The organism is Armatimonadia bacterium, assembly GCA_039679385.1.
Classification (GTDB): domain Bacteria; phylum Armatimonadota; class Zipacnadia; order Zipacnadales; family JABUFB01; genus JAJFTQ01.
Genome location: JBDKVB010000088.1, coordinates 1 through 19,526, shown reverse-complemented (window position 1 = coordinate 19,526; position 19,526 = coordinate 1). Strand labels below are relative to the sequence as shown.

General features: G+C 64.4%; 15 protein-coding genes and 1 riboswitch. Of the genes, 6 read left to right on the top strand and 9 right to left on the bottom strand.

Translation table 11 applies throughout. The features are described 5' to 3' along the window. Positions 1–68: 68 nt before the first annotated feature. From ABFE16_10225 to ABFE16_10215, 3 genes are all read right to left on the bottom strand, one after another. The gene (locus tag ABFE16_10225; protein ID MEN6345677.1) at positions 69–686 is read right to left on the bottom strand and encodes an anaerobic ribonucleoside-triphosphate reductase activating protein; all 618 of its coding nucleotides are present in this window, start codon (positions 684–686) and stop codon (positions 69–71) included. After that, positions 683–2,821, bottom strand: a complete 2,139-nt coding sequence (locus ABFE16_10220) for a ribonucleoside triphosphate reductase (protein MEN6345676.1) — start codon at positions 2,819–2,821, stop codon at positions 683–685. The genes ABFE16_10225 and ABFE16_10220 overlap by 4 nt, the downstream gene beginning before the upstream one ends. 233 nt (positions 2,822–3,054) lie before the next feature. After that, positions 3,055–3,270: riboswitch (cobalamin riboswitch) on the bottom strand. Between the two features lie 72 nt (positions 3,271–3,342). Further along, entirely contained in the window at positions 3,343–7,851 is a 4,509-nt protein-coding gene (locus tag ABFE16_10215) for a hypothetical protein (GenBank protein ID MEN6345675.1), read from the bottom strand. A 313-nt stretch (positions 7,852–8,164) separates the two neighbouring features. Between ABFE16_10215 and ABFE16_10210 the strand changes: the two genes are divergently transcribed. The 5 genes from ABFE16_10210 to ABFE16_10190 all read left to right on the top strand — a co-directional run bounded on the left by ABFE16_10210 (position 8,165) and on the right by ABFE16_10190 (position 12,867). Further along, on the top strand, positions 8,165–9,001 hold the full coding sequence (locus ABFE16_10210) for a three-Cys-motif partner protein TcmP (GenBank protein MEN6345674.1): 837 nt from the start codon (positions 8,165–8,167) through the stop codon (positions 8,999–9,001). Next, positions 9,001–9,729 carry a phage Gp37/Gp68 family protein gene (locus ABFE16_10205; protein ID MEN6345673.1) on the top strand — a complete coding sequence of 243 codons (729 nt, stop codon included), beginning with the start codon at positions 9,001–9,003 and terminating at the stop codon, positions 9,727–9,729. Before ABFE16_10210 ends, ABFE16_10205 begins: the two co-directional genes overlap by 1 nt. Before the next feature lie 93 nt (positions 9,730–9,822). Further along, positions 9,823–10,014, top strand: a complete 192-nt coding sequence (locus ABFE16_10200) for a 4Fe-4S dicluster domain-containing protein (GenBank protein MEN6345672.1) — start codon at positions 9,823–9,825, stop codon at positions 10,012–10,014. A 40-nt stretch (positions 10,015–10,054) separates the two neighbouring features. Next, the gene (locus tag ABFE16_10195) at positions 10,055–11,533 is read left to right on the top strand and encodes an FAD-dependent oxidoreductase (protein ID MEN6345671.1); all 1,479 of its coding nucleotides are present in this window, start codon (positions 10,055–10,057) and stop codon (positions 11,531–11,533) included. Positions 11,534–11,727: 194 nt separating this feature from the next. Then, the gene (locus ABFE16_10190; protein MEN6345670.1) at positions 11,728–12,867 is read left to right on the top strand and encodes a hypothetical protein; all 1,140 of its coding nucleotides are present in this window, start codon (positions 11,728–11,730) and stop codon (positions 12,865–12,867) included. Positions 12,868–12,899: 32 nt separating this feature from the next. On the opposite strand, the gene ABFE16_10185 is transcribed toward ABFE16_10190, so the two are convergent. Both ABFE16_10185 and ABFE16_10180 read right to left on the bottom strand, forming a co-directional pair. Next, positions 12,900–13,364 (bottom strand): EamA family transporter, encoded by a 465-nt coding sequence (locus tag ABFE16_10185; GenBank protein ID MEN6345669.1) that lies wholly within the window; start codon positions 13,362–13,364, stop codon positions 12,900–12,902. Next, entirely contained in the window at positions 13,357–13,797 is a 441-nt protein-coding gene (locus ABFE16_10180) for a hypothetical protein (protein ID MEN6345668.1), read from the bottom strand. Before ABFE16_10180 ends, ABFE16_10185 begins: the two co-directional genes overlap by 8 nt. A gap of 259 nt (positions 13,798–14,056) precedes the next feature. Here ABFE16_10180 and ABFE16_10175 point away from each other — a divergent pair, with 259 nt between their 5' ends. After that, on the top strand, positions 14,057–15,358 hold the full coding sequence (locus tag ABFE16_10175) for a spore photoproduct lyase family protein (protein ID MEN6345667.1): 1,302 nt from the start codon (positions 14,057–14,059) through the stop codon (positions 15,356–15,358). A 105-nt stretch (positions 15,359–15,463) separates the two neighbouring features. On the opposite strand, the gene ABFE16_10170 is transcribed toward ABFE16_10175, so the two are convergent. The 4 genes from ABFE16_10170 to ABFE16_10155 all read right to left on the bottom strand — a co-directional run. Next, positions 15,464–16,771, bottom strand: a complete 1,308-nt coding sequence (locus ABFE16_10170) for a spore photoproduct lyase family protein (protein MEN6345666.1) — start codon at positions 16,769–16,771, stop codon at positions 15,464–15,466. Positions 16,772–16,815: 44 nt separating this feature from the next. Beyond that, positions 16,816–17,571: a hypothetical protein gene (locus tag ABFE16_10165; GenBank protein ID MEN6345665.1), complete on the bottom strand. Its 756-nt coding sequence runs from the start codon at positions 17,569–17,571 to the stop codon at positions 16,816–16,818. Between the two features lie 99 nt (positions 17,572–17,670). Further along, on the bottom strand, positions 17,671–18,708 hold the full coding sequence (locus tag ABFE16_10160) for a hypothetical protein (protein ID MEN6345664.1): 1,038 nt from the start codon (positions 18,706–18,708) through the stop codon (positions 17,671–17,673). 6 nt (positions 18,709–18,714) lie between these two features. Continuing rightward, a partial coding sequence (locus ABFE16_10155) for a hypothetical protein (protein MEN6345663.1) occupies positions 18,715–19,526 on the bottom strand: 812 nt, incomplete at its 5' end.

Genomic DNA, 19,526 nt, shown 5'->3' with positions numbered 1-19,526 from the left:
CGAGTGCTATATATACACCTCCTGACAAAAGCGGACAATGCTCCTCGAAGACGCAGGTCCGCCGGCACTCAGGGTCTTCTCAGTTGCGGATCGAGAGCCATGCTCCGAAGGAAGGGCTGTACCTTGTACTCCGAACCAGGGGGAAGCTGCCGACGTATGTCCCGCAGATCCTCTTCGGTCAGTAGGTCGGTCACGAAAGTGGTGCGGAACTGGTGAGCGACGGTGCTACGGCCGAGTAGCGCCACACTCTCCCGAAGCGCCTCGGTGGGTGCAGCCACGCCGGTCAGCAAGTCGTACTTGTCCCACGGTGCCTTGAGGTCCATGGCAACGAAGTCCACCAACCCGTCCCGCAAGAGGCGAGCCAGCATCCCGGGATGACTCCCGTTGGTGTCCAGTTTCACCTCCAGCCCCAACCCGCGCAGCTCAGCGAGGAACTCGGGCAAGTCGTCATGCAGCGTCGGTTCACCGCCGCTGACCACGACCGCATCAAGTCTCCGTCCCGCACGACGCAGCCGCTCCAGCACAGCCTCCACTGACAGGAGCCTGTCCGCCGGGGCGTCCAGGGGCAGAAGCTGCGCGTTGTGGCAGAAGGGGCAGCGGAAGTTGCACCCTTGCATGAACACGGCCGCGGCTACCTTGCCGGGGTAGTCGCAGAGACTACAGGGCTCGTAGCCGCCGATCTTCACTGCGCTGCCTCGATGCGGAAGGTGCTGCGCCGGGCGAACTCCGCCTGCTTGCCTGCATTCCACTGCGAGACCGGGCGCAGGTATCCCACGACGCGGGAGTAGACCTCTGTCTCTGCGCCGCACTGCGGGCACCTGGGCTCCTCGCCGCTCAGATAGCCATGGGTCGGACAGATGGAGAAGGTCGGCGTGACCGTGAAGTAGGGGAGCCGGTAGTTCTCGCAGACCTTGCGCACGAAACTCTTGACCGCGCCGGGATCCGGCACAGCCTCGCCCAGGAAGATGTGCTGCACGGTGCCTCCGGTGTAGAGCGTCTGCAGCTCATCCTGTAGGTCGAGGGCCTCAAACACGTCGGTGGTGTAGTTGACCGGAAGCTGAGTCGAGTTGGTGTAGAAGGGCTCAGCACTGCCGTCACCCTCGTCACAGGCACTGAGGATCCCCGGGAGGCGCTGCGCATCCAGCCGGGCCAGACGGTAGCTGGTACCCTCTGCGGGCGTGGCCTCGAGGTTGAAGAGGTGCCCGGTCTCCTCCTGAAAGGCAGCCAGACGATCGCGCATGCGAGTAAGGATGCGCACGGCAAAGGCTTGCCCCTCCGGAGTTCCCACATCGGTGTGCAGCAGGTTCCGGCACGCCTCATTCACCCCCACAAGCCCGATGGTAGAGAAGTGGTTGTGCCAGAAGCTACCGAAGCGCGCATACACGTCGCGCAGGTAGTAACGCGTGTACGGGTACAGGCCCTCCTCCGTGAAGTGCTCAAGGACCTTGCGCTTCGTCTCGAGACTGGTGCAGGCGATCTGCATGAGGCGGTCAAGACGCCGCAGGAAGTCGCCCTCATCGGTGGCAAGGTAACCCAGACGAGGCATGTTGAGGGTGACGACACCGACGGAGCCGGTCAGCGGATTGGCACCGAACAACCCCCCGCCCCGCCGCTGGAGAGTGCGGACGTCGAGACGCAGTCGGCAGCACATCGAGCGGGCGTCCTCGGGAGACAAGTCGGAGTTCACGAAGTTGGCGAAGTAGGGAATCCCGTAGCGCGCCGTGACTTCCCAGAGCCGCTCGATGCCTGGTGCTTCCCAGTCAAAATCGGCGGCGATATTGTAGGTGGGGATGGGGAAGGTGAAGACACGTCCCCGCGCATCGCCTTCGGCCAGCACCTCCAGGAGGGCGCGGTTGAAGACGGTCATCTCCTCGGCGAAGTCGCCATAGGTCTGCGACTGTGGCTCCCCACCGAGGAGTACGGGCTGGTCGGCAAGCGTCGTGGGCGGCTGCAGGTCAAGGGTTACGTTGGTGAAGGGCGTCTGGAACCCGACGCGCGTGGGCACGTTGAGGTTGAAGATGAACTCCTGAAGGGCCTGCTTGACCTCGCGGGGACTCAGCCCATCATAGCGGATGAAGGGGCTCAGCAGCGTGTCGAAGCTGGAGAAGGCCTGTGCGCCGGCCGCCTCGCCTTGCAGGGTGTAGAGGTAGTTGACGATCTGCCCCAGGGCCGAGCGGAAGTGACGTGCGGGTCGACTTTCCGCCTTACCCGGAGCGCCACGGAACCCGGAACGCAGCAGATCCTGCAGGTCCCACCCCACGCAGTACACGGAGAGCAGGCCCAGGTCGTGCAGGTGCAAGTCACCCTCCAGGTGCGCCTCGCGGACCTCCGGGGAGTAGATCTTGTTGAGCCAGTAAATCTCGGTGACCTGGCTGGCAACGTAGTTGTTCAGCCCCTGGAGGGAGTAGCCCATGTTGCTGTTCTCCTTCACCTTCCAGTCCAACCGCTCCAGGTAGTGGTCGACCATCTCCAGATCGGCCTGGTGCACCATCTCGCGGATCCGCGCGTGCTGGTCGCGGTAGAGGATGTAGGCCTTGGCGGTCTTGCGAAAGGGGGAGGTGAGCAGCGTCTCCTCGACCAGATCCTGGATCTGCTCCACGGTCGGGGTCTGGGATGGCAGCGCGGTCTGCGCTAGAGCCAGGACACGCAAGGCGAGGTGCTGACCGGTGTCCTCAGCGAACTCGCCGGTGGCCTGCCCGGCCCGGCCGATGGCACGGGCGATCTTGCTCAGGTCGAAGGGCACGATGCGACCGTCGCGCTTCTGCAGGTGGGTGAAGTGTGCGGTGGAGCGGGTCTGGGCTTCGTGGGTGCTGGACACCATGGCTGACTCCTCCCGGGAGATGGACTCGGAGGGAGGCAGAGGTGCGCCTGGAGACGCGGCTTCGGAACAGCAGAACCGGCCGAAGACGCTTCCGCGACCTCGCTCCCCTCGAGCGAGATAGCGGCCGGTCGTGGAGGAGAGATGCGTAAGGGGAAAGCGGTGTCCTGCGGAGTCGACACGGACGCCGAGAAGCCCTTCCACAGCCTCCCACGAGGCCGCAGTCGTCATCGCGCCCTAAGGCGCAAGCTCTCGGCAGGTCTTCGGACTCAGGGACGCGGACCGTATGGCTTGGTCCAGCCTACTGGCCGTCGCTTCCCATCCCAATCGGGACAGTGCTCAATGACGGCTGTCGTTTCCCAATACCGCTGCGGGGCAGTGCCGGACTCACACCGGCTTCCCTCTTGCGACGCCCCTGACGACAGGGGCGAACCGCGAGCAAGAGGAAGTATAGGTGGCCTCCCGGGGCCTGTCAAGCTGAGGAGAGGGTAGCAGCAGGCCCCGGGGGTGTTGGCCGAAGCGCCTTACTGCACGTTCGTCAGCATCAGGCGGCGGATCTTGCCGCCCTCTTCGCGGTTGATCAGGCGAAGGGTGTGCGTGCCTGCGGTCAGCTCCAAGGGCGCCGGAGCATCGACCACGTGCCAACGTCCCAGGTCCGAGTCGTTGCCAAAGGTGGCCTCCGGACCGTCATCCACTTGCAGGAACAGCGAGTTCCCCTTCTCGTCGAGCCACCAGCAATCAGCAGCCAGATAGTAAGTGCCTGCGACCGGGACCTCGACCTCCCACTCCATCCAGCCTATCTTCTCTCCCGGTTGGCGCGGGTTGCCCGTGAAGGCGGCGTCGCGCAGCACGGCTCCGCAAGGCGGCTTCTCTTGCAGCAAGGTGAAGGGGGCCTTCAGTCGGGCCTGGTCCGCGCCGAGGTTGAGGCGCACCAGCTTCGCGACCGCCTTGATGGGAAGGGTGTACGCCCGGGTCATCTGCCCCGCGGTGATCTCGAGGCGGACCTCACCAGCCGACTGCGCGAGGTCCTTCAGCGTCGCCCTTGCGACCAACTCCTTCTGGACTCCCGGTTCGAGGAGGAGGGGCTGCGGCGGAGGAACGCTGATGCCTGCCGGCGTGGAGAGCACCTTTGTCGTCACCGTCACCGGCTCGCCGGTGGTGTTGGTGACACTCACCCTGACTTCTCCCGGCTCGGTCGGCGAGAGAACAAGGCTCGACGTCAGAAGGCGAGCTCGCAGAGGCGTGAACACGGGCAAAAGGTGTGCAAGGGACTGCGGAGCCCAGGCGATGCTCCGGGTCGCTGCGCCGCCACTGGTGTAGAGCTCCTCGACCAGAGGCCCGAACCACCGTGGGTCGCCATACTTGGCAGCATAGCTCAGCGCCGTCAGACACTGCCACTCCCGGGCGGAGTAGGTGCCTTTGATCCGCGGCGCTTGCTTGTAGTAGAACTGCGCCGGTGGCCCCATGGCCTCGGTGGTGAGCCAGTCGGCGATGCCCAGCGCTGCCTCTCTGCCGCGCACATCACCGGTTGCCTCATACCAACGCCCAGCGCCGCGAGCGACGATGCCATGCATGAAGGAGGTCCCGCCCTCATAGGAAGGCTGCTCGGAGATCGGGATGGAGATGACGCCACGCACCGGGTCCTGGACCGAGCGGAGCCAATCGAGCACCTGACTGCCCGCTTTGTAGTACTTCGCGTCGTAGGTTGCGTTGTATAGGGCCGAGAGCGCGATGAGCGTCCAGCCGGGACCTCGCTCCTGACCGCCCGCACCATACTGGTTGTTCTCGACCGTCCAGCAGTACCAGTTGCCCATCTGCTCGTAGGTCTCACGAGCGCGAGGATCGCCGGTCAGGAAGTAGTAGGCGATGAGACCCTCGACCCAGGAGTGGCCGTTCGAGGCGCCGGCAACAGTGTGATCGGCCACCCAGCCCTGATCGACGAAGTGCTGGGCGTTGTGATGGTGCGGGGCGCCGAGGAGTTGCTCACGACCGGGCGCCCAGTGGTAGCAGTCGACGTCCCGGTAGTGCCGCGCTCCCTGGTCACCGATCTCCCACCAGCGGTAGTCGCCGCTGCGGGCGAACTGCAGCAGCATCCCGTAGTGATGGTCGTACTCCTGGTTGGACCAGAAGGTATAGACAGGGCCATAGCCCCACTCGAAGGTATCGTCGCCGAAGTTCTCAAGACCATACTCGCGGCGTTTGTCACGCTTCGCCAGGTACTGCTTGTAGACGCTCTCGACGCTCTGCTCGTATTCAGGGAAGACTGCCGGACTGGCAGGCCCGAATTCACCCAGGGCGAGAGTGGAGGCCAGGTAGGAGGGCTCGGCCAGCACCGTCGCGGGTGACGCCAGGGCCTCGAAGTCGGCCGTCTGCGGAGCACCGCTGTCGCTGGAGAAGCGCAGGGCAAAGTCATTCCATAGCGCCTCGCCCTGATGCAGTACGAAGGAGTCGGCGTTGACCATCGCCACCTGCAGGCCGGACTGGTCGGCCTGCACACTTCGCGGCGCCATCTGCCAGAACCAACGTGGGATGAAGTCCACCGTCATGCCGCCACAGCTCCGACGCAGGAAACCGTTCTCGCGCTTGCCCGGCAGCGTCCGGCCGGTCGCCGAGCCGTCGGCGATCCAGATCGTGGCGTTCTCGTCGTCCCGCTGGTCGATGCGGGCCTCGGTTCCCTGGAGCCACTTACCCTCGGTGTTGACCCAGGTGGCCGTCGCTGCACCAGCCTCGGTGGGGACCGGGAAGGAGAGCGAGACCCGGTTGAGCTTCACCTCGGCGTCGCTCTCCTTGTGGGTCAGGACCGGCTGGAAGCGGACTTCGGTGCTCTTGGCGTCGAACTGCTGGGTCAGGTCATACTCCAGCAGCGTGCTGCCGTCGGTGCTGCGCAGGCGACCTACGCGACGAATCACTGCTCGCAGGGGTCCGGCCTCAACCAACTCGCAGCGGCTCACGGTCTCGCCCGCCGAGGAGTAGACCTTGTCCCCCACCTTCAGCTCCAGGGGCCAGGCGGTTGCTGGCGTCTTCACCGGTTTCCCGTTCAGCGAGAGACTCTCACAGAGCTGGCCGCCGGTCTTGCTCACGACCGCCTGCAGCGGGCCGGTGTTGATCGAGATGCTACCCTCGTCCTGGGTGAGGGTGAGCCCCGCCACGGGTCCGCGACTCACCTGCGTTCCATACTCGCAGCGAAGCTGTCCCGGTGCGGTCGGGAAGGTGAACAGGACCCACTTGAGGGAGCCGTCGGGCCACTTCGCCAGGGCTCGAGTCTGCAGCGGGACTTCGCGGTCTTGGTCATTGAGGAGGCGCAGGTTCTGTTCGGACTTGACTGCACCATAGGCGAAGGGCACACCGCCGCTAAGGACCTCACCCCGTGGCTTGTAGGCTTCCGGTCCGCAGAGGAGGACAGGGAAGGTGGCGTGCGCTACAGGCTGAGCGGGCTCGTAAAGCGGTGACCCGGTGGACGCTGCAGCCTTGGCCTGAGTCGTCGCCAGTAGTCCGGCTGGGACCAGGGCAAGGGACTGCATCGTGCAGGCCTCACCGGCATCGGGCGTCGCCTTGACGCTGACCGTTGCTCCCGGCTTGAGGTCGACCTGGCCAAAGTCGATCCAGTACCAGTCGTAATCATCGGCGCTCAACTGTGCCGAAGACAGAGGCTTGCCGTCGACGGTGACTTGCAGAGCGCCTCGGCCGGTGTGCTCGTCGAGAGCACGCACCAGTACCGCGTAGGAGCCGGCGGCTCCTGTGAAGGTCACCTGGGCGTCGGTCCGGCCCTCTGCCACGGGCGTTTCAGCGACCCCCGGCAGGATATCGAGGCCAGCCCAGTACACGTCTGTTGCGAAGGGCTGATCCTCGGCAGTAGCCTTGCGGTCCTCGACGCGGAAGGTCACGGTCATCTTGCCGCTCTGCCCGGCGGCCTTGCTGACGTCGACGAGCTGGAAACGACGCGACGCCGGCACCGCGTTCAGCCCCAGGGCGTCCTCCTCCCAGACCACCTGACCGTTGACGAGCACCTGCTTGTAGCGCACTCCGGCGAGCTTGTTCTCGCGGCTGGAGACGCGCTTATCGCCGACCATGGTCGGATCGTTGCCGCCGCAGTAGTCATCGGAGTTGTAGAACCGCAACCAGACATGCCCCGACGGCATAGCGATCGTCCGCTGCATCTGCAGGAAGGACCCGGCAGCCGCCGGACAGTCGGCATGGGACATCGTCATGACGCCACGGCGGTCGGTCTTGCAGGTGTAGGGGCCCTGGCTGGTCACTTGCCAGGCTGCGTCACTCATGCGTAGCGTGCCCATGGCACCGCCGTCACGCAGCAAGTCACCCAGATTGGTGTGGAAGCTCGCCGGGAGGACCCGCGGCTTCGGAGCAGGCCAGTCAGGAGCCACCGAGGTCGCATAGGCCAGCAGGTTGGCGAGGAATCGGCTCGATGGCCCGGGTCGGCCCTTGTCATCGTTGATGAGACCGTAGTCGGGGATCATCTGGCACAGGAGGATGCGTCCTTTGCCGTAGGCCAACTCCAGGAGGCCATAGTGCGGCCCCTTGCTGAGCGGCTCGGACTTGTCCCAGTTCTGCTCGGCGCCGGTGCTGACCAGGGGTACCCAGCCGGGACCGGGATCGAAGAAGGCCCGGTAGATGCTCCCGCCATGCACCGCCATCAAGTCGGACTTCGTGAACCTCGTCGGCTGGCAGAAGATCGGGTGCTCCGGCCGCAGCACCTCACCAAGCTGGTAGGCCTTGTCCAGCTTCACCGGCGAGGGCAGCCAGGACATATCGGAGCCGCAGCGGAGCCCTACGAAGACCCCGCCGGAGCGCACGAAGGCCTGGACACGCTCGCTGGAGCGGCTCAGCACCGCCTGATCGTTGTCCATCCCCCACACGACGAGTTCATAGTCGAAGAGGGAGACCGCCCGGCTGCTGTAGTCGCCGGGGCTTGCGAGGGTGTGCGGCACCCCGAGAGCTTGCAGAGCTTGCCGGGTCATCCCACTCGCACCGTCGATGAGCAACAGGCGTGGCGTATCGGCGCCGGCTGTGCACATGAGACACACCCCCAGCAGTGATAGGGCGCAGGGAAGACGCAGGGCTCGCATGAGACGCACCTCGGGTCGCGTACTGAGTTTGAGCGACGGGCTCTTTGGGCGGGAACCTGGGAGTATTGGTCACGCGAGGCGCTGGGGCCTCCCCCCGGTTGTCGAGGCGGGCGGCGTGAAGGTCCAGGGCGTAGAGCGCGTGTAGGTACGGGCACTACCTTCGTGGTATTATGGACGAGTCTATAGGTCTACTCCTGTGTTTCGTGCCATAACACCACACACATCAGTCGCTTGGGATAGTAAGTAAGACGGAGGTAGGCAGATGTCGCCCGTCGACCAGGTAGGCTATTGGACTGAGCTGAAACTCGAAATCGTTCGCGACTATGCGTCAGCTTACTCAACGATCATGTCAAACCAGACAGACCCAGCACTCGAGCACTTCTATGTGGATGCCTTCGCTGGGCCGGGTGTAAACATATCGAAGGCGACCGGCCAACTCATCCCTGGCTCGCCGACGAACGCCCTCAACGTCTCGCCGCCGTTCTGCGAATACCATCTGATCGACGCGGATGGCGACAAGCTTGACATGCTGGAGGACTCGCTGCGGGGCCGCACGGACCGCGACGTTACAACGTACTCAGGGGACTGCAACGAGATACTCATCGAGAAGGTGTTCCCCCTAGTCCCGTACAACAGATACAGACGGGCTCTCTGCCTTCTAGACCCCTACAACATCGATCTCGACTGGCAGGTGATGTCGGCGGCCGGTGAGATGCGAAGCGTTGAGATATTCCTCAACTTCATGGTGATGGACATAAACAGAGGGGTCCTCAGAAGGAACCCCGAGCTCATCGACCCCCAACAGGCTGAGAGGCTGACTAGGTTCTGGGGCGACGGTAGCTGGCGGGATGCCGCCTACACGACCCAGGGCAGGCTCTTTGACGACATGCCCGGCAAGACCGGCAATGACGCGCTGGCAGACGCTTTCCGGAAGCGGCTCAGGGACGTGGCCGGGTTTCGCTATGTGCCAGAGCCACTGCCGATGCGCAACAGCAAGAACGCGGTCCTGTACTACCTGTTCTTCGCGTCCCCAAACGCCGTGGGGAGCAAGATCGTCGAACAGATATTCAAGAAGTACCGCGACAGGGGTGCTGACTAGTGGCAGCCACAACCATTGAATGGACCGAGGCGACCTGGAACCCGGTTACGGGGTGCAGCAAGATCAGCCCCGGCTGTCTCAACTGCTACGCCGAACGGATGGCGCACCGTCTCAAGGCCATGGGTCAACCCAACTACGTTCGCGGATTCGAGGTGAATGTACACGAGGCTACCCTGAGTCTCCCCCTATCCTGGAAACGGCCACGCACGATATTCGTCAACTCCATGGGTGACCTGTTCCACGACCGCGTTCCCGAGGGGTTCATCCACGCGGTTTTCGACGTCATGGTCGCAGCCAGATGGCACTGTTTTCAGGTCCTGACCAAACGCTCTGAGCGGCTACTGGAGTTGGCTCCCAGTCTGCCCTGGCCAGACAACGTCTGGATGGGCGTCAGTGTTGAGAACGGTGACTACAGGTTCCGCCTTGACCACCTGCGCCGTACGCCCGCGAGGGTCAAGTTTGCCTCTCTGGAGCCCCTTCTTGGTCCGTTGCCGAACCTCGATCTGGGTCGCATCAACTGGATCATCGTCGGGGGCGAGTCAGGCCCCCGCGCTAGGGCAATGGACGGACAATGGGTGCGCGACATCCGCGACCAATGCTTGGCAGCCAACGTGCCTTTCTTCTTCAAGCAGTGGGGTGGGTTCCACAAGAAGAGGGCAGGACGACTGCTGGACGGCCGTGTCTGGGACTACAAGCCATCTGGCGTGCCAGTCGGTGGCGCCGACTGAGCCTGCCGCGGACCAGTTCACAGAAGCCCTGAAGCAACGCCTCGGTGAAGGACGGCCGAGTCGTCCCGCTGAGGCTTGAGGGGAGTAAGGCACATGGCCAGGATCTACGCCGTGATACGAGGCTGCACGAAATGCGGCTGGTGCCTCCATGAGTGCCCGGTGCAGGCCATCACGCAGGACCAGGACGGCGCCCACATCGACGCCGACAAGTGTACCGGCTGTGGGAAGTGCTACCGCAACTGCGCTTCGGAAGCCATCGAGGCGGTCGAGACCGAGGACTCCTGACCCAGGACCCCGCGTACACAGTCCGACAAGGAGAGCAGCCATGCTGGAATACCGCGAGACGCAGGATGGTCTGATCGAGCCGCAGAAGACGCTTCCAGTCGAGTCGGAGTATGACGTCGTGGTCGTTGGTGGCGGCATTGCGGGCGTGGGAGCCGCGATTGCAGCGGGTCGTGGTGGCTGCAGGACCCTGGTGATCGAGCAGACCTCCGGGCTCGGCGGTCTGGCCACCATGGGGCTCGTGAACATCCCCCTGGACTACCTGTCGGGCATCGGCGAGGAGATGTTCCGCGAGCTGGAGGCGGTCGACGGACTCTGGCACCGCAACAGTGACCCCGAGAAGCACAAGCTCGTGCTGGATCGGATGGTTCGAGGCGCCGGCTGCGAGGTGCTGTTCGTCACCACCGTGGTGGAGGCCATCGTCTCTCAGGGCGCCATCCGCGGCGTGGTGGTGGAGTCGAAGTCGGGCCGCCAGGCGATTCTGGCGAGGCGCGTGATCGACTGCTCCGGGGACGCGGACGCGGCTTACTACGCAGGTTGTGACTACGTGGTCGGGCGCGAGTCAGACGGCTACACCCAGGGCTGCTCGCTGGAGTTCCGCCTCGGCGGCGTGGACTGGGACAGGTATCAGAAGAGCGAGTGCAAGGCCCAAGACCCGCGCTGGGAGGCCCTCATCGAAGGAGGCCTTGAAGCCGGCGATCTCCCCTACCCCATCGACAACCACCTCAACTGGATGACCCACGTTCCCGGCCGCCCGCAGCATTGCGGCATGGACGAGGTCAGCATCTGCTTCGCTCACTCGCGGAACTGCCGCCCGCTGTCGAACCGCGACCTGACCCGCATGTACTTCGAGGGGCGCGAGCAGTGCGACATCCTGTGGAAGTTCATCCGCAAGTACGTGCCGGGCTTCGAGAAGTGCTGGCTGATCGACACGGCGCCGCTGCTTGGCGTCCGCGATTCGCGACGCGTCCTCGGTGAGTACGTGCTGACGGGCTTCGATGTGGCACGCCGGGCCAAGTTTGACGACGTGATCGCCGTCACCTGGCGCGGCTTTGATGTGCACAACCCGACGGGACCGGGCAACCAGAAGTGGTTCGAGACCAAGATCGACGGCGAGACGCGCTACATCACCGCCGGTCTGGACGGCTATGGATCCTCCTCCTTCCCGCCGGGTGGTCCCGAGGCGCTGAGTGACTACCTCGGCCGGACGGGCGAGGAACTGCAGGATGAGCGTCAGAAGACGCACTACGACGTTCCCTACCGCTGCCTGGTGCCGCAGAAGGTGGACAACCTGCTCGTAGCCGGGCGTTGCCTGTCGGCGGACTTTCCGGGCCAGTCGGCTACGCGACTGATCATGTGCTGCAACGCCACGGGCGAGGCAGCGGGGCATGCGACCGTGCTGTCGCTCAAGCATGACCTCCCGCCGCGCAAGGTGGACCGTGTGGAGCTCCAGCACCGGCTACTCGAAGCGGGCTGCAACCTTGGTCAAGCCGAGCGCACAATCCCGGGCGTCACAGAGTAACCTCCGCGCCTGACAAGGAGCTCGCGGCAGCTCTCCCAGTTACCCCTCCCGGCCGTCTCCGAATCTCCACGGAGGCGGCCGGTTCGCTTTGTGTGGCTGCAGAAGGTCGGCCACCCTGCGAACTGGAAGGTGCGTGTTGCGGGAAGGACTTTGGAGTCGCAGGCACCCCGGCACACACCGGAGGGACTCGCATCATGCAGACGGCATGGGGCGCAGAGGCGCAGCTTGCCCTCGATACGGTTCACGGCAGGCCCACGAAGGGGATCCCCACGTGGCTGATCAACCCCATGGAGTGGCGGATGATCGACCGGCTGGCAGGTCTTCCGGAGGGAACCTACCAGCGCGATCCGATCCCGACCTACCACCGGATGCAGGAGCGGGTTGGCACCTGCTTCATCGATCAGTGGATCCCCGAGAACCCGCTCACGATGGGCAGCGCCGGCTTCGAGGGCACCCGAAAGGGTGCGACCACGGGCGCAGAAGAGACCCTCTGCGACGGCATCCTGATCGACTCGCCCGAGGCCGTCGCTCAGCACCTGGAGCAAGTGGAGTTTCCTCGACTGCAGGCAGCCGCTCAGAGCTTCGACGAGGAGGCACGCTTCAAGGAGATCCTTGCCCGCGAGGCGGCGACGCAGGAGCTCCTGGGGCCCAACCTCCTCAAGACCGGTCACGGGTTCGTGGCCTTCCCATCTTTCTCCTACAGCCGCTACGGCTACGCGCCCTACTTCATGGCCTTCGCTCTCTACCCCGAGATGATCGAGCGTCACTTCTCGTTGCAGTCGGATCTCGCGGTCCGAAACAACCGTGCAGCGGCACGCGCTTACCATGAAGGGCACCTGCCTCCACTGTACCGTCTCGACCACGACATGGCGGACTCACGAGGAACGCTGGTGCGGACCGAGTGGCTGGACCGGCTGTGGTTCCCGCACTTCGCCCGGAGCCTGGAGCCGCTGCTGGCGACGGACGTCAAGCTCCTGTGGCATTGCGACGGCAACCTGAGCCAGATGGTGCCGCGTCTGATAGAGGTGGGGCTGCGAGGTTTCCAGGGGTTCCAGTACGAGGACGGGATGGACTACGAGCAGATCTGCCGACTGAAGACGCGAGACGGCGACGACCTGTTCATCATCGCCGGGGTCTCCGTGACGCGTACACTTCCTCTGGGCACACCTGCCGAGGTGAAGTCGGAGATGGCCTGGCTCGTCGAGCATGGTCCACGAACAGGGCTCGCGCTGGGGGCCTCAAGCAGCATCACCCCCGGCGTGCCCTGGGAGAATCTGCGGACTCTCGTCGAAGGGTTCGCCTACTACCGGGAGCACGGTCGCGGCCCCTTCTGAGGATTCGGCTGAGGCGCAGACGACCAGAACTGCTAGAGCTGCACGACGACGATGCCCACGACGGCCAGGATCATGCCAAGGGTCTGCTCACGCGAGAGGCGTTCCTTGAAGACGATCCGCCCTGCGAGGAGCGTCAGCGTCAGGGCTGCCGCCGGGACTACAGAGAAGACCACGACCCCGCCGGTGTGTTTGAGCGCCGCCAGCAGGAAGTAGACGCTCAGGACGCAGGTGGTGCCCGCCAGGGTTCCCAGCAGTATCCCCTGGAGCGTCACGCGAGCCTTCCGCTGCCGGTAAAGTATGTAGGAGAGAAGCGCGGCGACGACGTAGGTGGCACAGAGGAAGTAGAGGCGGTACTCGCCCTCCAGGGAGGCGAGAGTCTTCTGAGCAACCCCGGCGAAGCCCTGGGCCAGGAAGGCGACGGCGACCGTCTTGCGCCATTGCACGAAGGAGTCGGCAGCCTCCTCCGAGGTCTGCGGCGGAAGCAGTGTGTCACTCATGCTGACCACGCCCCAGGAGAGTCAGGGCTGCCAGGAGACAGGCGACGCCGGCCAGCTTCGTGACGATCTCGTGGGGCTCAGTGGCAGACCGCAGCTCGCCCCAGACGAGGATCGAGGCCAGGACCGGGATCACCGTGGCCATACGCAGGACCGACCACGTGGTGTTCAGGGGGCCGAAGTCCAGAGCGCGGAGTGAGTAGTAGCCGGACAGGAAGGTGCAGATGCCGCTGAACACGCCGAGGGCAGTCGCCTGCGGCAGTTGCGGCTGCGTGAGGCTCGCGGTGGTGATCAGCAGCAGGACAATCGTCAGGATCGTCCCCGACACGCGCAGGGACAGGTTGACCTCGATCGCATCCAGTCCACGCACGGCAGCCAGCTTCATCGTCACACTCGTGGCCAGGTAGCACAGCACTGACAGGATCAGATAGATCACAGGGCTCTCCAGGGGTCACGTCCGACCGCAGGACGGCATACATGACAGACTGCGATGCGTGACGGGACCAAGTCTCAACCGTCGTCGTCTCGGCCAGACCGCCGACTTCGCCCCTCACTCTTCGCCCTCCTCCCTTTCCTCGCGGCGTGCAAGGCGCTCCCTCTCCCTGAAGACCCGAGTGAGCTGATCTTGCCGGAAGGACATCTCGGCCAGACGGGGAAGAGCCCGACGTGCAGCATTACGCTCGGGAGGTTTGACGATGTACGATCTTCGACCGCCGCATCTGTACGTCTTGCGGGACGTGCTCGAGGACCCGGACATGCTGGAGGTATTCCTGCGACTGCGGAAGGCCCTGCCCGCGAGCACGCCGACGCACGTCGTGAAGGAAGAGGAAGTGCCCGACCTTGCGACAGCGGAGAACTGGGGCGCACGATACGTACACATGGGCATGCCACCACCGGCAGAAGACCCGATCATGTATGTCGGGCGCAGTTGCTGGGACGGGAACTGGCCGGAGCGGCAAGCGGAGATCAAGGAGCGCCTCCCGGAGGCGCCGCTTCGGCTTCTGCACAGGCTCTTCGGCTACGATGCCTTCTCCTACGCCAACCCGGGCCGCGCCTCCTTGTGCCCCGGCAATCCCGGTGGAGTCTGTCGTCCGGCCTGGCGACTGCACCTCGGAGCCAACTGCCCGCACAAGTGCTTCTACTGCCCCTTCACCGGCGTCATGACGGCGACGGCCAATCTCAAGGAGTACCGAGTGAAGCTCCAGGAACTCGTGGAGAAGAACCCCTGGGAGCTCTGCTGGCTGTACGATGACGACGCCGAGGCGCTGGCCCTGGAGCCCGAGTACGGCGGCATGCAGATGCTGGTGGAGTACTTCGCGAGCACACCCGACCGGTACCTGACGGTTCACACCAAGAGCGCCAACGTGGACTTCCTGGAGCACCTCGATCACCGCGGGCACACGATCCTCACGTGGAGCCTGACCGGGCGCACTCAGAGCGAGATCATGGAGGGCCGCACCGGGACGATGGAAGAGCGGGTGGCAGCGGCTGCGAAGGTGGCGTCCTGGGGCTACACCGCGCGGTTCAAGTTCAAGCCGATCGTGCCGGTGGTCAACTGGCGTGAAGAGCTGGCGGAGATGGTGCGCCTGGTTTTCGAGCAGACTCGGCCGGACAACCTCACCCTCTTCACGCTGGCCTGGATGGACTACGACACGCTGCTGAGGCTTGCCGACACGAGCCTCATCGACCCCTGGGCACTGGACGCTGCGCGGGACGCGGTCGAGGAGCTTGGCTCGCGGTCGGTGCGCCCCTTCCCCCACCACGTGCGCAAGACGATCTACGAGTTCGTCATCGACGAGGTCCGCAAGTATGACAAAGAGGTCCCGTTGGCGCTCTCGACGGAGTCCGGAGAGATGTGGGAGGAGTTGGGACCGAAACTCGGCTTCACCGGGAGCGATTATGTGTGCGGATGCGGGCCGCTGGTGATTCCGGGACTGCGCAGGTTGACCCAGGACCCGTGGGATGTGGCGACGCCCGAGAAGGTGACGACCGAGTAGTCTGGTGGCATCCCTGCCCTACTGCACGAGTAACGACAGCGCCGGTCTGGGTTCGAGTCCAGGCCGGCGCTTCTCTTTGTGTATGAACCTGTCGCGAGGGTCGGCTTAGCGCAGGATGGCTTTGCCTTCCTCGGTGGTCGCGAGTTGCTCGGGCCTGATGCCGGGGACTGCCACCGGCCCGCAGTTGCAGGCGAAAGCGTCCGGCGTCGCACCCAGAGCCGGTCCCAGCCGATCCCACATCTCGCGCGTCTCTGCACACAGAGACATCCGGGTCTCCGGTGAGAGCCGCCTGATCTCGGAGGCGTAGTGCTCGTACACCTGGGCCCGGAACTCGAAGGGGAAGGGATGCCCGCGGTCGGTCATCTGTCCGGAGGCTTCATGCTCCTCCAACATCGCCACGAGTTCGGGGTCGAAGAGGTCCTCGTCAAAGAGCTCTTTGAACTCCGCGACGTTGTCGAAGAACAGCATCTCCATGCTCAGGTTGTCCGGAGTGACGGCCTCGAAGAGCTTCTCCAGCATGTCCGTCGCTTCCTCGCGCCAGTTCGCAACGGGGATGATGGGCTTGAACTTGAACCGCACGGTGTACCCGGCCTTCTGGCACTTTCGTGCGGCCTCGAGGCGTTGCTCGGTGGTTGCGGTGTCGACCTCAATCCGCCGACTGACGGTCGGAGTCGCCAGCGTCCAGAGCATGATGGTGTGGCCTCGGTGGTCGAGGTCGAGCAGGAAGTCGACGTTGTCACTCTTCGAGAAGAGGATGATGTACTTGTCGGGCAGCGCCGCATAGTGCTCGACCAGCATCCGGCAGGCCCCGTACTCGGGCTCGAGGATCAGGCAGTCGGTCTCGACATCATACCGGAAGACCTTCTGCCAGGGGTTCCGGTCCATGAGCTCATCGACGTGATCGAGCCACTCCTCGAGATTCAGTCCGAGGGTGGTGACGCGACCGCGACGGCAGTACCCGCACTTGTGGAAGCAGCCAAGCGCCGAGTGCAGGTCATACAGGCTCCAGCAGGTGGTCCCTCGGTCGCGCTTGCCCTTGCCGTCCTCGTAGTGGTAGAAGTCCTCGATCCCGTAGAGCATGCGCAGGAACTGGCGCGTGTAGAACTGGCCGGGGTTGCTTTGGAACACCGGGAGTTCGGCCAGCTTCGCCTGTCGCTCCTCGGCACTGGGCCAGCGGAACTTGTTGAAGACCACATCAGGGTCGCCGGTGAAGAAGGACCGGCCCTGGCGAACGTCGAGGTCGAGCCAGTCACGCTCGCGGGCTGTCTGTTCGAGGTCCTCCTCACGAAGCAACTGCACGCGGTCGAGCGGGACTCCGAAGCCGGCCATCATGCCTTCCATGCGTGCGACACACCGAGGGTCCTGGGCGGCCCATTCGGTGATGTAGAAGCGCTGCGGCTTTACTGGTTTCATCGGTCGCTACCTCGCTTGGTGAATCGCGGCAACTGCCGGGCCTGTTAGTGAGCAGCGACGAGGCCAAGCTTGTCATCGGGCTTCATCGGGACGACCTTCGCCTGCCACTTCTCGCCGAAGTGCTTCGACATCAGGAACCGGTCCTTGCCCCAGCCGATGAGCCCGATGGCCGGAGAGACGTCGTAGGTGCCCACGAGCTTCAGGTTCCGGTCGGCCTTCAGAAGGCCCTTCTTGCCCTCCACCGTGTAGCAGCCGAACCACCAGTAGTCGCCATGGAAGCAGGCAGTCTGGATGCCGAGTTTGGTATAGCCCGAGGGCAGCACATGGGTCTTCAGATAGCGCAGGTCGCCGTCGTACTCGTAGACGTAGTTCTCTTCGTAACCCTCGGGCAGGCCACCGATGATGAAGAAGTGGCCGTCGCAGCAGTCCATGCCGCCGGAGCCGAAGCTGACCTCAGGCACGGGCACAATCGACAGCAGGGACAGGTCGTCGGCCTTGTAGATGTAGACCTTCGAGTCGGCGCCGGGCTGGTTGAACTTGTTCGACCAGGCTACGTAGAGCTTGTCTCCGGCCAGGCAAAGGTCACCGTGGTGAGTGGGGACGTCCGCACGGGCCAGGACCTTCCCCTCAAGGTCGGTCTTCAGCAGGACCGTGGTGAAGCTCCAGTAGATCGTGTCCACACCGTTCCCGGCAATGCCCTGCAGGTGGTGTGTGTACTTGCCCTCACAGGCGATCTCAGCCGGGAGGTCCGTCAGACCCGTCTGGTACAACGTCGTCAGCGCGAGGCTCAGTCCGAGCATTACCGTCTCTCCTTGTGCAGTGGGTCGGGCTCCGGAAACCGCGACTACAAAGGGAACCGGGCAACCAACCAGTGGCTGCCCGGGTAGCTTCGCCCTTTCTCAATACCAGTCCTTGTCGGCTCTTTCCTTTGGCTCTTCAGGGGCCGGGGCGTCCGGATCGTACTCCAGCCCCTTGTGCTCGGCGAAGTGGTGCGTGGGCTCCTCGCCCAGACGCCAGGGCTTCTCCTCGCTGAAGACCGGTCGGGTCCTGAAAGTGTTGGCAACGCCGCCGGTCTTCTCCACGTGCTTAACGCAACCCAGGATGCAGCCACGAGCGCCACAGGCTGCGACGGGATGCGCAGAGAGAGCCTGCAAGGCGGGCATGGTCGGGAACATCGTCCGCCCCAGGTCCCAGGCCTCAAGCCAGGTGACCTCCTGCTCCCCGATCGCCATGCGCACTCCCGGGAAGCGCTTGGCGAAGAAGGGGCCACTGCGCTTGTTGAGGCCGAAGTGCGTGAGCTTGCACTTGCCCAGGTCCAGATCGTTCCACTCGAGGCGATGGCCCTCGACCTCGATGGAGACGGACTTGTCGCGACTGATGGCCCCTGCCGGACACTCGGCAACACAGCGCTTGCAGCGGTCGCATAGCACTCCGGTCTCGATGGGATCGGGCTCCAGTTCAGCATCGGTCAGCAGGATGCCGATCCGCTGCCGCGGTCCGAACTCGCGGGTCATAAAGACCTTTGACCAGCCCATCTCACCGAGGCCCGCAAGGGTGGCGGCGATGCGATGCTGGATGACCACGGTGCCGCGCTGCCCGAACTCGCGATCACTGGCCTGCCCGGAGAGAGAGGCGGCGTCGTAACCGTTCTGCTCGATGAAGCGCGCCAGCTTGTAGTTGGCGACCCCGAGCATGTGGTTGAGGCCCGCGTAGCTGAAGATATGGTAGGAGGGCCAGTGTGTGCCCTCATCCACTCCACGGAAGGTTCCCCGCAGGATGCGCTTGACGTAGACAACCACGGAGCGCGCCTTGGGCATGATCTTGCGCGGGTCCATGTCGGCCGGGGCGTCCTTGAAGCGCTCGATGTTGGCGACACCCAGCTTGTCCACGTTCACGACGTTGTAGGCGTAGTCACGCAGAGCTTCCTTCGTCAGCATGGGAGATCACGCTCCCTCTTTCGCCGATCGGAAGGGCGAAGCGAACTTGCGATTGAGCTTGCCGCCATCTTCCAGGTGCGCGACGCAGGCTCGACCGCAGGCTGCTCCCAGACGGAAGGGCTCGGAGCCGGTCGAGTAGGGAAGTCGAGTGGTTCCCGTCTTGCACACGCGGCAATTCTCGATGCGCAGCGTGTACCAACATGCCTTGCCCTCGCTGAGAGGTGCGCAGTGGACGTTGCCGCAGTCCAGGGCACCGGCCGGGCAGGCCTTGGCGCAGGCTCCACATTCGTCGCAGACCTTCCCGGCGAAGGGCGCGTTGGGCTCAAGCTCCCAGTCGGTGAGGATGATCGTGAGCATCTGCCGCGGGCCGAAGTCCGGCGTGAGCAGCCACTTGCCTCGGCCGACCTCACCCAGTCCTGCGGCATGGGCGGCGTAGTCAAACTCCAGGATTACGTTGGGTTCGGGCTTGTCCGGGGCGACTGCCACTCCCTGCCGACGCATGTCCCCTGCCTGCTGGAACACCGGCGTGGCCTCCCAGCCCTCGTTCTCAATCTTGCGGCACAGCTGGTAGGTGGTCTCCAAAGCCACGGAACCGGGCACCCCCAGACCGAGCGTGTAGGCGGCCGTTCCGGACTCGAGGCCCTGCAAGGCACCGCGCGGAATGCTGAAGCCAAGCACGACCACGGAGCGAGTCTGCGGCTGTATGGCGCAGGGATGGGCCTCCGGCGAGAAGAGCGAGAAGCGGTCGATCGGCGCAACGCCGACCAGATCGACGCCCATGCCCTTTGCGATATCCTTGAACTCCTGAGTTGTCATGC